Origin of the sequence: Alkalihalobacillus deserti, assembly GCF_020734105.1 — a bacterium.
Taxonomy (GTDB): domain Bacteria; phylum Bacillota; class Bacilli; order Bacillales; family Bacillaceae_D; genus Halalkalibacter; species Halalkalibacter deserti.
On the sequence record NZ_JAJAFR010000006.1, the window covers coordinates 95,082 to 109,265 of the forward strand.

10 protein-coding genes are annotated in these 14,184 nt (G+C 41.4%); all 10 read left to right on the forward strand.

The window, feature by feature from the left end; translation table 11 throughout:
• Nucleotides 1-271: 271 nt before the first annotated feature.
• The 10 genes from LDX58_RS13075 to uvrA all read left to right on the forward strand — a co-directional run bounded on the left by LDX58_RS13075 (nt 272) and on the right by uvrA (nt 13,768).
• Nucleotides 272-1,144, forward strand: a complete 873-nt coding sequence (locus tag LDX58_RS13075; RefSeq protein WP_227937523.1) for a YitT family protein — start codon at nt 272-274, stop codon at nt 1,142-1,144.
• Nucleotides 1,145-1,214: 70 nt separating this feature from the next.
• Nucleotides 1,215-1,577 carry a c-type cytochrome gene (locus tag LDX58_RS13080; protein ID WP_227937285.1) on the forward strand — a complete coding sequence of 121 codons (363 nt, stop codon included), beginning with the start codon at nt 1,215-1,217 and terminating at the stop codon, nt 1,575-1,577.
• A gap of 248 nt (nt 1,578-1,825) precedes the next feature.
• The gene (gene ftsE, locus LDX58_RS13085) at nt 1,826-2,512 is read left to right on the forward strand and encodes a cell division ATP-binding protein FtsE (RefSeq protein ID WP_227937286.1); all 687 of its coding nucleotides are present in this window, start codon (nt 1,826-1,828) and stop codon (nt 2,510-2,512) included.
• Nucleotides 2,502-3,395 carry a permease-like cell division protein FtsX gene (ftsX, locus tag LDX58_RS13090; protein ID WP_227937287.1) on the forward strand — a complete coding sequence of 298 codons (894 nt, stop codon included), beginning with the start codon at nt 2,502-2,504 and terminating at the stop codon, nt 3,393-3,395. The genes ftsE and ftsX overlap by 11 nt, the downstream gene beginning before the upstream one ends.
• Nucleotides 3,396-3,519: 124 nt before the next feature.
• The gene (locus LDX58_RS13095) at nt 3,520-4,863 is read left to right on the forward strand and encodes a murein hydrolase activator EnvC family protein (RefSeq protein ID WP_227937288.1); all 1,344 of its coding nucleotides are present in this window, start codon (nt 3,520-3,522) and stop codon (nt 4,861-4,863) included.
• Between the two features lie 371 nt (nt 4,864-5,234).
• Nucleotides 5,235-6,689 carry a S41 family peptidase gene (locus LDX58_RS13100; protein ID WP_227937289.1) on the forward strand — a complete coding sequence of 485 codons (1,455 nt, stop codon included), beginning with the start codon at nt 5,235-5,237 and terminating at the stop codon, nt 6,687-6,689.
• Nucleotides 6,690-6,820: 131 nt separating this feature from the next.
• Nucleotides 6,821-8,008 carry a PDZ domain-containing protein gene (locus tag LDX58_RS13105; RefSeq protein WP_227937290.1) on the forward strand — a complete coding sequence of 396 codons (1,188 nt, stop codon included), beginning with the start codon at nt 6,821-6,823 and terminating at the stop codon, nt 8,006-8,008.
• Between the two features lie 450 nt (nt 8,009-8,458).
• Complete coding sequence (locus LDX58_RS13110) at nt 8,459-8,677, forward strand: DUF2198 family protein (protein WP_227937291.1); 219 nt, start codon at nt 8,459-8,461, stop codon at nt 8,675-8,677.
• 233 nt (nt 8,678-8,910) lie between these two features.
• A complete protein-coding gene (gene uvrB, locus LDX58_RS13115) occupies nt 8,911-10,890 on the forward strand; it encodes an excinuclease ABC subunit UvrB (RefSeq protein WP_227937292.1) in 1,980 nt (659 codons plus the stop codon).
• A 4-nt stretch (nt 10,891-10,894) separates the two neighbouring features.
• Nucleotides 10,895-13,768 carry an excinuclease ABC subunit UvrA gene (uvrA, locus tag LDX58_RS13120; RefSeq protein WP_227937293.1) on the forward strand — a complete coding sequence of 958 codons (2,874 nt, stop codon included), beginning with the start codon at nt 10,895-10,897 and terminating at the stop codon, nt 13,766-13,768.
• Nucleotides 13,769-14,184 lie beyond the last annotated feature (416 nt).

Consider the following 14,184-nt stretch of genomic DNA (forward strand, 5'->3'; position numbering starts at 1 on the left):
CACGAGTAATCTGAAATGGGAACTCAAGAAGCTTCAGTTGGAGGATTTCTATATTAGGTGACTTGTTATGCGAAGGACTCCACTACTACCACAACTCGGCAACGACTTATCATTATTTAATTCCTCTGCCGGCTTCATCCCTTCATCCCTTCACCCCTTTACCTCAACACCGTATTAGCGGAGTCTCATTTACACAGTGAAGGGCTGGTGCTATACTACGCAAGGATTATTTGGTTATTCTAAGCGTAAGGAGTGAAGCGGCATGATGATGATGATGAAGCAACGAAGAGGGCAACCGCCTCCGAGTTCAATGGTGCAATTATTGATCGATTATACATATATTTTGGTTGGTGCAGCCTGTGTGGCGATTGCCTTTAACTTGTTTTTACTTCCTAATAAAATAGCGTCAGGTGGCGTCAGTGGGATTAGTACGATCATTGCTCATATGTTTGGAATCGAGCCAGCCTTTACACAGTGGGCATTTAATATCCCTTTATTTATTTTAGGTATTGTTTTGTTAGGTGGCTTAAAGTATGGGGTGAAGACTCTTGTTGGGACGGTTTTTTTACCGCTTGTCGTGTTTGTAACAAGAGACTGGTCCGTCGGTTTTGTCGATCCGTTGTTAGGTGCTTTATTTGGTGGAATAGGAGTTGGGCTTGGGATTGGCCTTGTTTTCCGAGCAAGTGCTAGTACGGGGGGAACTGATTTAGCTGCACAAATTATTCAAAAGTACACAGGTCTCTCACTTGGAGTTGCTGTTTTTCTAATTGATGGGTTGATTGTCATGACCTCAGCGCTCGTCTTTGGAATCGAGCTGGCCCTTTATGCATTAATTAGTTTGTTTGTTACTGGAAAAACGGTTGATATTGTTCAAATGGGGGTAGGATATGCAAAGATAGCTCTCATTATCTCTAATCACCAAAAAGATGTTCAAAAAATGATTCTACGAGACATTGATCGTGGAGTGACTAAGTTAAGTGGTTTTGGTGGCTATACAAATAAGGAACGAGATGTACTCATGTGTGTTGTGAACCAAACGGAAGTCACAAAATTGAAACAAGTTGTCAAAGCGGTTGATCCTAAAGCGTTTGTCATTGTGGCGAACGCTACAGAGGTCCTTGGTGAAGGTTTTAAACGACCCTAAAGGGTAATAAGAGAGTTATAATGCTAATGGAGTTTCTCCTAAAGTTTCCAATTAGAAGGGAGGTGTAAAGATGAAAAAAATGTTATTAGCACTTGGACTAGTTGTTGGTCTATCAGCTTGTGGAGGTGGGAATGAAGCGGCTCCAGCACCAGAAGAAGCCGCACCGGAAGAAGCTGTACCAGCAGATGAGGCGGTAACCGAAGAGCCAGCTGGGGATTTTAATGCGGAAGCGGCGCGTGCCACATATGAAACAAGCTGTATTAGTTGTCATGGTGGAAATCTAGAAGGTGCAATGGGTCCTAAGTTGGCAGGAAGTGAGCATTCTCCTGAGCACATTCTCGGTGTGATTCAAAATGGTCAGAATACGATGCCAGCGATCGATATTCCTGCAGAGGAAGCAGAAAATGTAGCTAAATGGATTGCAGCGCAATAATAGTGTAAATAACCCATTCTCAAGCAAAGAGAATGGGTTTTTTTTGTTTTTACAAGATATTTCATGTTCTTGAAATGAAATTGTAACATAAATGATCAACCTATTTTTAAGTAGAGGTGTTATAATGATTTAGAAAACGACATAAGTTGCGAAATTCCAACAGCTTTTTTTGTCGTTTTTGGACAAGCACTTAAACCTGTGCTTTAACGTTAGCACGATTAAGAGAAATGCCATGGATGTGATTAGTAATGATTGAAATGAAAGACGTTTGGAAGTCCTATCCCAATAATGTCAAAGCGATAAATGGGATTACTATATCGATCAAAAAAGGTGAATTTCTTTACGTAGTAGGTCCAAGTGGGGCGGGGAAATCGACTTTTATTAAAATGATGTATCGTGAAGAGAAGCCGACAAAAGGTGACATTTTCATTGATGAAACCAATTTAGCAACATTAAAAGAAAAAGCGATACCAAAGCTTAGAAGAAGAATGGGAGTTGTCTTTCAAGATTTCAAGCTGCTGCCGACTCTATCAGTCTATGAGAATGTAGCCTTTGCTTTGGAAGTTATAGAAGAAAGTCCAAGTGTGATTAAACGTAAAGTGATGGATGTTTTAGATATTGTCCATCTGAAAAATAAAGCAAGATCGTTACCGAATGAACTATCGGGTGGAGAACAACAACGAGTAGCGATTGCCCGTGCGATTGTAAACAGTCCGGAAGTTTTAATTGCGGACGAGCCAACGGGAAATTTAGACCCAGACACTGCTTGGGAAATTATGGACATCTTAGATGATATCAACCACCGTGGAACGACGATCATTATGGCAACCCATAATAAAGATATCGTGAATACGATTAAGAAACGCGTAATCGCCATTGAAGGTGGACGAGTTGTCCGGGATGAAGTAAGGGGGACCTACGGCTATGAAGCTTAGAACCCTTGGACGTCATGCTCGAGAAGGTACACGTAACTTAGGGCGAAATGGTTGGATGACATTTGCTTCAATCAGTGCTGTTGCTGTCATGTTATTTGTCGTAGGAGTTTTTTTATTACTCATTATGAATGTCAACCATGTGGCAAGCGGAATTGAGGACGATGTTGAGATTAAAGTTTACATTGAACTTACAACAACAGAAGAGCAGGAAGCAGAACTTCTTACTGAAATCGAAAAAATACCGAATGTCGAGACGATTACCTATGTCGATAAAGAAGAGGGTCTTAACCAATTAATTGATAGTTTAGATGAAAGTGGTCAAGTGTTTGAATCGATTCGAGAAGAGAATCCATTGAATAACTCTTATGTTGTTCGTGCTACGACACCGCAATTAACAGATCAAATAGCAAGTAAGATTGAATCGCTCGATTTTGTTGAGCGAGTTAATTATGGGCGCGATTATGTCGAACGTCTTTTCAAGGTGACTGATTTTATTCGAACAGTTGGTTTGATTTTAGTCGTTGGAATGATGTTTACAGCGATGTTTTTAATTGCAAATACGATTAAGTTGACCATTGTTGCTAGAAAAAGAGAGATTCAAATTATGAAACTCGTTGGAGCAACAAATAGTTTTATTCGTTGGCCGTTTTTTATTGAAGGCATATTACTTGGGGTACTAGGAGCTTTAATTCCAATCTTCATCATTGGATTTGGATATTCCTACTTCTTCACTAATTGGGGATCTCAGATTGAGATCATGTTGTTTTCGTTAGTACCCGTATTTCCATATATGTGGCAAATTGCTGGTCTGTTAATCGTGATAGGAGCTTTTATCGGGGTCTGGGGAAGTATGATGTCGGTTCGGAAGTTCTTAAAAGTATAAGCATAAAAGTAGCAGTTGATAAATGGTGTGAGAGTTTACTCACACCTGATACATAGTAGGTTACAAGAATGGAAGAAAAAGTCTGATCAATTAAAAGGAAGCAGGAAAAAGGGGGAGCGACTAGATGAAAAGGAAAATCGGGCTAGTAGCTGTAGCTGTATTACTGACTGTTGGATCTTTCGGATTAGAAGGATTTAATTCAAAAGCTCTAGCGAACAGTGAGCTTCGTAATGAAATATCGGATATTAAAAATGAAAAAGCACAAGTAGAAGCTGAACAAGCGAAAGCTCAAGCTGAGCTTGAGAAGCTACAACAAGAAATGAACGAATTAACAAATGAAATTAAACGTATTGATGAGGCTGTAGCTGAAACCAATCGAAAAGTCCGTGAAAAGCGTACGGAAGTTGAAGAAGTACGAGTAGCGATTGAAGAGCTTAAAGAAGAAATTATCATCATAGAGGAACGAATTGCAGAACGAGATGAGCTTCTAAAGGATCGTGCTCGTTCGATGTATCAAACGGGTGGTTCGGTTAACTATTTAGAAGTGGTTCTTGGTGCGAAAACATTCGGAGACTTTTTAGACCGTGTAAGTGCATTATCTGTAATTGCTCAACAAGATCGAAACATATTAGATGCACATATTGAAGACCATCTTTTACTTGAAGAAGCAAAAGTACAAATTGAGTTAGAGCTTGAAAAATTAGAAGGTCATTTAGTCAATCTTGAAGTGTTAATGGCTGAATTAGAAGCGCAACGCCAAGAAAAAGATCGCGTGATGGGCCAACTGCAAGATAAAGAAGGCGATCTTCATACAGATCTTGAAGTGCTTGACGACGAAGCAGGCATTTTACAAATGCAAGAGCAAGCGTTGAAAAAGGAATTAGCTGCATTCGAAGCTGCTGAAGCAGAGCGCAAGAGACAAGAGGAAGCAGCGGCTGCCGCGGCTTTAGCGTCTCGTAGTTCAAACAGTTCAAGTTCTAGTAGTTCAAATAAGTCTAGTGATGGATCGAGCGGTGGTTCATCGCAAGTTCATAGTGCACCTGCTGTAACTGGTTCTGGTTTCATGCGTCCGGCAACAGGGTCGATTACGTCTGGTTATGGTCCACGTGCATTCTCGGGTGGGCGTATGCACTACGGAATTGATATTGGAAAAAATGGTCGTTCAGGTGACGTTCCAGTCGTTTCCGTTCAAAATGGAACAGTCGTTCAATCTTATTATTCATCAAGTTATGGAAATGTTGTTTTAATCGCTCATAATGTGAATGGTCGATCAGTGACAACGTTGTATGCTCATCTAGAAAACCGTGAAGTGTCTTCTGGCCAAAGCGTTTCAAAAGGACAACGTCTAGGTTTTATGGGGAACACAGGTAATTCATTTGGCGCGCATCTTCATTTTGAAGTTCATGAAGGCGGTTGGAATGGTGCAAAATCAAATTCCGTTGACCCTATGCGTTATATATCCAATTAAGTCTATCTTTAAACCTCATCGCTCCTATTTAGGGTTGGTGGGGTTTTGACTTATTAGTGATTCTCTACTAAAATAAATTAGGAATCATAACTCGTACAAGTAAAACATAAGATGAAAATACAATGGACATGTTAGTGGTATCTACAGTTGGATTTTGTTGTCAACAGTAGAGTGAGAAAAAGATAGCGGAGGGCATTGCACGGTTGGTGTAGTGCCTTTTGCTGATAAAAGTATTTGTGATGTGTTAAGCTCGCTTTTCCATGGGTGTGAAACACATTCCATTCATGAGATCGATTTTTTGCTTTGTGGTTTGATTAAGGTGATGAACCTAATAATTATGGATGTTCTAGACATAGTGGGAGTTGGTAAAATTGAAAAAGAAGCAGTTTCTAATGATTTTAGCTGCCGTATTGGTTTTGGGAGCGTTTGGACTTTATATGCAATCAGCACCACCTAGCGTTGAAACCGATTCTGCTACAAGCAGCCCGGAAATGAAATCGGAATTATCGAATAAAGAATTGTTAGCTAAATTTGAAAAAGCACTGACAATTATCGAAGAACAATATGTCGAAGAAGTAAGTGAGGAAGAGCTGTATGAAGGCGCGATTGAAGGAATGTTGCGGGCATTAGATGATCCATATTCAGTGTATATGGATCAAGAGACAGCGACTCAATTTATGGAATCACTCGGTTCCCATTTTGAGGGAATTGGAGCTGAAGTGAGTATGACAGATGGTAAGGTAACGATTGTTGCACCATTCCGTGATTCACCAGCTGAAAAAGCAGGTTTACAGCCTAATGACAAGATCCTTCAAATTGATGGAGAATCGATTGAAGGACTTTCTCTCTATGAAGCTGTTTTACAAATCCGCGGTGAAAAAGGTACGACCGTTCGCTTGACCGTTGAACGTGTTGGTGCGAGTGAGTTGTTTGACATTCCCGTTGAACGAGGGCTGATTCCAATTGAAACCGTACGTTCTGATGTGATTGAGAAAGATGGTCAGACATTAGGACTATTAGAGATTACGTCATTCTCTGAAGATACGGCAGAGCGTTTTAAAGAACAACTTGAACAATTGGAAGCGCAAGGTATCGATGGATTGCTCATTGATGTTCGTGGGAATCCAGGTGGCTATTTAAATGCGGTGGAGGACATTGGAAAACTTATTATTCCAGGTGGTGCCCCAATCGTTCAGATTGAAAGCAGAGACGGCGAAAAAGTCCGTTATGTTTCGAATCTAGAAGAAAAGAAGCCATATCCGATTATCGGTATTACGGATGGCTCCTCAGCATCTGCTTCTGAGATTTTAGCTGGTGCTTTAATCGAGGGTGGAGGTTATGATGTGGTCGGTGAGCAAACCTTTGGAAAAGGAACCGTGCAGCAGACGATTAAGCTTGGAGATGGCAGTGAATTAAAATTATCGTTATTCAGATGGTTAACGTCAGCTGGGAACGACATCAATGGTGAGGGCGTTAAGCCAACGGTTGAAGTGAAACAACCCGATTACTTCTATACAGCGCCGCTATCCGTAGGTGATTTAGGGGCATTCCGACTTGACATGATGAGCGAACAAATCAAAAATGCGCAGTTAATGTTAAAAGGTCTAGGGTTTGAAACAGGCCGAGATGATGGCTATTTCAATGATCAGACTAAGCAAGCGGTAATCGCGTTCCAACGCGAACACGGATTAGAAGCGACTGGTGAGATTGACGACGATACAGCATCGCTTATCCAACAAAAAGTAATGGAGCAAGTGCGCGAGCGAGACAACGACCTTCAGCTTCAAACGGCAATTGAATTGTTGATTAAACAAGCTAGCGAATAAGAAAGAATAAAGGAACCGGCAGAGTTATGTCGAATCTATAAGGTACATCCTTCTATCATTTGAAGGATGTACCTTTTTGCATAAATATGGTACGTTATGCTCAGGATCAAATAGTTGAAGGAGTTACAACTATGTTAATAGACATATTACGAACAGTAGGCATCTTTTTTCTTTCTTTTTTCATCAACCCGATTTTGTATATAGGCATAATCGTCATCTATTTTCTAGGAAAAAGTCGTGTGAAGGATGAACGTCATTCATTTCATACAAGAGTTTTTAGGCAAATGGCCGATTTTACGATTCCATTTTTGCCGGCTTTGTTGGCAGGTGTTTATGCTTCGATTGTCACGATTGGACTTGGGATTGTGATCACATGGGAGTGGTTTGTCGCTCTTGCGATTCTCTATCTTCTACTTATGTTGACGTTGCAAATTCAATGGATGACAACGACGTTTGCATTGGGGATTCTGTTGCTCTTTTACGGAATGGAACCTTTGCTTTCAAGCATCGGTTTTTTTAATCCAATTTACGCTGAATTGACGCAAATTCCACTTCAAGTCGTAGCAAGTCTGCTAGTTCTGTTGATGATCGTTGAGGGATTTTTAATTCGCTTTAACGGGGCTACCTATACCTCACCAAGATTGGAAAAGAGCAAGCGTGGCAAATGGATTGGACTGCATGTATCAAAACGATTGTGGATCGTACCCGTTGTGTTGTTTATTCCTGAAGGGATTATTCCGACGATTACGTATTGGCCGATTCTATCGATCGGTGAGATGTCGTTGCAGCCTGTTTTCATTCCCTTTTTAATTGGTTTTCATCAACGGGTTCATGGTTCAATCCCTAGCGTTCCGATTAAAACAACAGGTATGCGTGTCATTGGCTTAAGTTTAATTTTAGCGCTGTTTGCGATTGGAAGCTTCTATATTCCTATTTTAGCCGTCGTACTAGGTGGACTAGCAATCGTCGGTCGAGAACTGCTTTCGTATCAAGCGAAAATACGCGAAGAAAAGCAACCAATCTTTTTTTCGACACAGTCAAAAGGTTGTATCGTCCTGGGCGTGCTTCCTAATAGCCCTGCTGAAAAAATGAAGATTGCAATTGGTGAAACGATCGTAAAAGTAAATGGTCAACCAGTCAACAGCGAAACAACATTTTATGAAGCTTTACAAATCAATTCAGCTTTTTGTAAATTAGAAGTGTTGAATCACGACGGTGAGATTCGCTTCGCTCAAGGCGCGCTATATGATGGGGGACACCATCAACTAGGCGTATTGTTAGTGAAGGATGATGTTGTGCTGCAGGATTCGATTACGTAATAATATAAAATGAGAGACAGAAAAGGCTATCCGGTATATATGGATAGCCTTTTTTGGTGAAGCCCTTAATTAGTCTAATTTAGTGTGAGGAGGGAGTTAATGAGAGAGAATAAAGCCCGAAGTAGCCTAGCTTAGTGTAAAGAGGGCGCAAAAGCCTTGATTCGAGTGCGAACCTCACTTGTCTATTATTCTCTCGTTTGTTTTGAGGGCTAAATAAATCAAAGTCATTTTCAATCTTATTGCCATTATAAAGTTAGCAACGTCTATTGTTTTTAACATTGCTAACTTCTTTATACCCATCTTGTTTGAATAAAAATGAACAGAAACAGGTAAAATACAACTTTCACCATTTACTTAAACAAAGAATGCTTAGTATAATAAAACGAACTTGTATAAAAGATTTGTACGTAGTTACTAAAAAGATCGCTGAAAAGGAGTTTGAATATTTGAATGACGGACTTAGTCCTTGCGCTAATCATTCCTTTTCTATTAATGGTTATGGTTACAAGAGTCACCTTTAGTATAGTGGGGGCGTGCATTGTGACCTGGATGGTTTGCCTGGTTGTTTTACCAGTGGAATCATGGATAGGTGGAATTATTGCCTTTATATCATTTATTATTGGGTTTTTCGTAGCAAAAAACAGATTGAAGAAAACGCCAGGTATGTAAAAAGGAGACGACCGTTATCGTCTCTTTTTTGCATTACTCAAGGAAAAGAGGGAGATAAGCTGATTCCAGTAATGGTCAGCTAAAAATCAGCTCCTTTTACAATCGCAAACTAAACCACTAACCTAATTTCTGTAAAAGGAACAAAAACAAGCGTTCGTATTATTTGCTTTTCATCCGGTTAGCTATGATATAATACAGCTACTTATAAACAGTTCGTTGGGAGGGTATTTGACTTGAGTGAAACGTTTGAACTTCAATCAGCTTATCAGCCAGAGGGAGATCAGCCAGAAGCGATCAAGAAGATAGTAGAAGGACTTAATAAAGGGGTAAAGCATCAAACGTTGCTAGGGGCAACTGGGACCGGTAAAACGTTTACGATGTCCAATGTCATTCAAGCGGTCAATAAGCCAACGTTAATTATGGCTCACAACAAAACGCTTGCTGGTCAGCTTTATAGTGAGTTTAAGGAGTTTTTTCCGAATAACGCGGTTGAGTATTTTGTTAGTTATTATGATTATTATCAGCCTGAGGCCTATGTGCCGAGTTCAGATACTTTTATAGAGAAAGATGCGAGCATTAACGATGAAATTGACAAGCTTCGTCACTCGGCGACGAGCTCTCTTTTTGAGAGAAATGATGTCATTATCATTGCAAGTGTGTCGTGTATTTACGGTTTAGGTTCGCCGGAAGAATACCGTGATCTCGTCGTTTCCCTGCGACTCGGGATGGAGATGGATCGCAATGAACTTCTTCGCAAATTAGTCGATATTCAATATGACCGTAATGATATTAATTTTACGCGCGGGACGTTCCGTGTAAGAGGCGATGTCGTTGAAATTTTTCCTGCTTCAAGGGATGAGCAATGCATTCGGGTGGAGTTTTTTGGCGACGAAATTGACCGGATGACGGAAGTAGATGCCCTAACCGGTGAAATAAAAGGGGAGCGAAACCATATTGCGATATTTCCAGCTTCCCATTTCGTTACTCGTGAAGAAAAGCTGAAAAAAGCGATTGTTAACATCGAAGTGGAACTTGAAGAACGGTTAAAAGAGTTACACGCGCAAGGAAAGTTACTGGAGGCGCAGCGTCTAGAACAACGGACTCGCTATGACATTGAAATGATGGCGGAGATGGGCTTTTGTTCGGGAATTGAAAACTACTCTCGGCATTTAACATTACGAGAGTCAGGGGCAACTCCTTACACGTTAATCGATTTCTTCCCAGAGGATTTTCTGTTAATCATGGATGAGTCGCATGTTTCCTTGCCGCAAGTGCGCGGAATGTATAATGGGGATAGGGCGCGTAAGCAAGTGCTTGTTGATCATGGGTTTCGCTTGCCTTCCGCTCTTGACAATCGGCCCTTGCAATTTGAGGAGTTTGAAAAGAAAATCAGGCAAGCTGTTTTTGTTTCGGCGACACCTGGACCATATGAGCTTGAGCATACGCCGGAAATGGTCCAGCAAATTATTCGTCCAACCGGATTGCTTGACCCGACGATTGACGTTCGTCCGCTTGATGGACAAATCGATGATCTGATCGGCGAGATCCATGCCCGTGTTGAACGAAATGAGCGTGTCTTAGTGACGACTTTAACGAAGAAAATGTCTGAGGATTTAACCGATTATTTAAAAGAAATTGGAATTAAGGTTCGTTACTTGCATTCTGAGGTAAAGACATTAGAACGGATCGAGATTATTCGTCAGCTTCGGATGGGGACGTTTGATGTTTTAATTGGGATCAACTTGTTAAGAGAAGGTCTTGATATTCCTGAAGTCTCGCTTGTGGCGATTTTAGATGCGGATAAAGAAGGTTTCTTGCGTTCTGATCGCTCGTTGATCCAGACGATCGGCCGCGCTGCGCGTAACGAAGGCGGTCATGTTATTATGTATGCTGACAAAATGACAAAGTCGATGAATATAGCGATTGAAGAAACGAAGCGTCGCCGTACCATTCAACAAGAACACAATGAAAAGCATGGCATTACACCAAAGACGATTCAAAAGAAAATTCCAGATGTGATTCAAGCGACACAGGTGGCTGAAGACGGTAAGGCAATGAATTATGCGGCTCCTGCTCAGAAGCTCAATAAGAAAGAAAGACAGGCAATGATTGAGCGGATGGAAAAAGAAATGAAGGATGCCGCCCGTGAATTAAACTTTGAACGAGCAGCCGAGCTTCGCGATCTCGTTCTTGAATTAAAGGCGGAGGGGTGAGGAAATGGCTTTAGAAAACATCGTTGTAAAAGGAGCACGCTCTCATAATTTAAAAAATATTGATGTGACGATACCGCGCGATAAGTTGGTTGTTTTAACCGGCTTATCTGGATCGGGGAAATCGTCACTTGCATTTGATACGATTTACGCTGAAGGACAGCGCCGTTATGTGGAATCACTCTCTGCATACGCTCGTCAATTTCTAGGGCAGATGGATAAGCCAGACGTCGATGCGATTGAAGGCTTGTCGCCAGCGATCTCAATCGATCAAAAAACAACAAGCAGAAATCCTCGGTCAACTGTTGGAACGGTAACCGAGATCTTTGACTATTTGCGTTTGTTGTACGCCCGAATCGGAAAACCGATTTGTCCGAAGCATGGCATCGAGATTTCTTCGCAAACGATTCAACAAATGGTCGATCGCTTGTTGCAATACCCAGAGCGTACAAAAATGCAAATCCTTGCGCCACTTGTGTCAGGGCGTAAGGGCACACATGTAAAAGTACTAGAAGACATGAAGAAGCAAGGCTATGTTCGCGTACGTGTTGATGGAGAAATGCGTGAAGTCGCGGAAGAAATTGAGTTAGAAAAAAACAAAAAGCATTCGATCGAAGTCGTTATTGACCGAATTGTGATTAAAGAAGGAATCGGGACGCGGTTAGCGGATTCTTTGGAATCAGCTCTTACGCTTGCCGACGGTCGAGTGTTGGTCGATGTGATCGATCAAGAAGAGCTGTTATTCAGTCAGCACCATGCTTGCCCGGAATGTGGCTTTTCGATCCCAGAACTTGAGCCAAGAATGTTTTCGTTTAATAGTCCATACGGGGCTTGTCCTTCATGTGATGGGCTAGGCCATAAACTTGAAGTGGATGTCGAGATGGTCGTACCTGATCGAACAAAAACATTACGTGAGCATGCAATTGCGGCTTGGGAGCCGACAAGTTCACAGTATTACCCACAGCTGCTTGAAGCGGTGTGTGAGCATTATCAAATTGAGATGGATGTTCCTGTCGAGCAAATACCGGAAGCACTTTTTGATAAAATTTTATATGGTAGTGGCAAGGAACGAATTTATTTCCGCTATGAAAATGAGTTTGGTCAAATTCGTGAAAATTTAATTGCGTTCGAAGGCGTCATCAGCAATATTGCCCGTCGTTACAAGGAAACAAGTTCGGATTACATTCGTGAGCAAATGGAAGCGTATATGACGCACAAACATTGTCCGACATGTAAAGGCTATCGTTTGAAAAAAGAAGCGCTCGCGATTTTCATTGGTGGCAGTCACATCGGACACGTGACGTCGCTTTCCGTCAAAGATGCAAAGGTGTTTTTTGAACAGCTCGATCTATCAGATAAGGATATTGCGATTGCGAGATTAATTTTAAAAGAAATTCATGACCGTCTTGGATTTCTGATTAATGTCGGACTTGATTATTTATCGTTAAGCCGCTCAGCAGGCTCGCTGTCAGGTGGAGAGGCGCAGCGCATTCGTTTGGCTACGCAAATTGGATCCTCATTAATGGGTGTGCTATACATTTTAGATGAGCCGTCGATAGGGCTTCACCAGCGTGATAATGAACGGTTAATTGAAACGCTTGATCATATGCGCAATCTTGGTAATACGCTCATTGTCGTTGAGCATGATGAGGATACGATGATGGCAGCGGATTATATTATTGATATCGGACCAGGTGCCGGTGTACATGGTGGTCAAATCACGGCTCAAGGAACTCCAGAAGAAATCATGAACAATGACAACTCATTAACCGGTCAATACTTATCCGGTAAGAAATTCATTCCAGTCCCGAGTGAAAGACGTGAAGCCGATAACCGCTCATTTACGGTGAAAAAAGCAACGGAGAACAATTTAAAAGGTGTGACCGTAGAATTTCCTCTTGGCTTATTTATCGCCGTAACCGGTGTGTCAGGTTCTGGGAAGAGTACGCTTATCAATGAAATTGTCTATAAATCATTGGCACAAAAGCTTCACCGTGCCAAAGACAAACCAGGTCAGCATAAAGAAATAGTTGGACTTGAACAAATTGATAAAGTTATTGAAATAGATCAATCGCCAATCGGCCGAACGCCACGCTCGAATCCAGCAACGTATACTAGTTTATTTGATGACATTAGAGATGTATATGCGATGACAAATGAAGCGAAGGTCCGTGGCTATAAAAAAGGGCGCTTTAGTTTTAACGTCAAAGGCGGTCGTTGTGAAGCCTGTCGTGGAGATGGAATCATCAAAATTGAAATGCACTTTTTACCAGATGTTTATGTTCCTTGTGAAGTGTGTGAGGGCAAGCGCTACAACCGCGAAACCTTAGACATTACGTATAAAGGCAAGACGATTGCCAATGTACTTGAAATGACGGTCGAGGAAGGGCTTGAGTTTTTCGCTAATATTCCAAAGATCAATAGAAAGATCCAAACACTCGTTGATGTCGGTCTAGGCTATATTAGGCTCGGACAACCAGCAACGACTTTATCAGGTGGAGAAGCACAGCGCGTGAAGCTTGCCTCGCAGCTTCATAAACGAGCAACAGGTCGGACGATTTACATTCTTGATGAACCAACGACAGGTCTACATGTCGATGACATTGATCGGTTGTTAAAAGTGTTGCAGCGTCTAGTCGATAATGGCGATACCGTACTGGTGATTGAGCACAATCTCGATGTGATAAAAACGGTCGATCACATTATTGATCTCGGTCCTGAAGGTGGCGATAAAGGTGGTCAGCTTGTAGCGCAAGGGACTCCGGAAGAAGTAGCCGAAGTAGCAGGCTCTTACACAGGGAAATACTTAAAGCCGATTTTGGAACGCGATAAAGCCCGGATGGATCAGTGGGTTCAAGAAAAAGAATTGCAAAAAAATTAAAGAGCATGTTCAAATAGGTTGGTTTTTACCTTTTTGAACATATTCGAGGCAATGATTACGGCGCTTTCAAGGTTTTAAGGTAAGTCTGAGCGGTAGCGCGCAGCGATTGAAGCCATTGCCATCGTATTGACCGATATGAACCTGAAGTAGCTCTGAGAAAAAACTCAGAGTTACTTCAGGTTAGGGACCTAAATAAAAATACAACTTCTTGAAAAAGTGAAACATTATTTCCGGTTCTATCGTAATACAATAGTGGGAGAGAAATGTTACGATATGAGCGTGATCTTTGGTTAATAAGTGAAGCTTTTACAAAAACCTATAGTCTGAAGCGGATTATCTGCTAGCAATGAGTGAAAGTACTGCGAGGTTCTTGAGTGTTCTTTTTCTGTTTGCGTCTGTGAAAAAACATGGCTTAT

Excerpts from the sequence above, each read along its gene's own strand:
- LDX58_RS13105 (WP_227937290.1), top strand. The coding sequence starts at position 6,821 with ATGTTAATAGACATATTACGAACAGTAGGCATCTTTTTTCTTTCTTTT.
- LDX58_RS13080 (WP_227937285.1), top strand. The coding sequence starts at position 1,215 with ATGAAAAAAATGTTATTAGCACTTGGACTAGTTGTTGGTCTATCAGCT.
- LDX58_RS13095 (WP_227937288.1), top strand. The coding sequence starts at position 3,520 with ATGAAAAGGAAAATCGGGCTAGTAGCTGTAGCTGTATTACTGACTGTT.
- LDX58_RS13075 (WP_227937523.1), top strand. The coding sequence starts at position 272 with ATGATGAAGCAACGAAGAGGGCAACCGCCTCCGAGTTCAATGGTGCAA.
- uvrA (WP_227937293.1), top strand. The coding sequence starts at position 10,895 with ATGGCTTTAGAAAACATCGTTGTAAAAGGAGCACGCTCTCATAATTTA.
- LDX58_RS13110 (WP_227937291.1), top strand. The coding sequence starts at position 8,459 with ATGACGGACTTAGTCCTTGCGCTAATCATTCCTTTTCTATTAATGGTT.
- ftsX (WP_227937287.1), top strand. The coding sequence starts at position 2,502 with ATGAAGCTTAGAACCCTTGGACGTCATGCTCGAGAAGGTACACGTAAC.
- ftsE (WP_227937286.1), top strand. The coding sequence starts at position 1,826 with ATGATTGAAATGAAAGACGTTTGGAAGTCCTATCCCAATAATGTCAAA.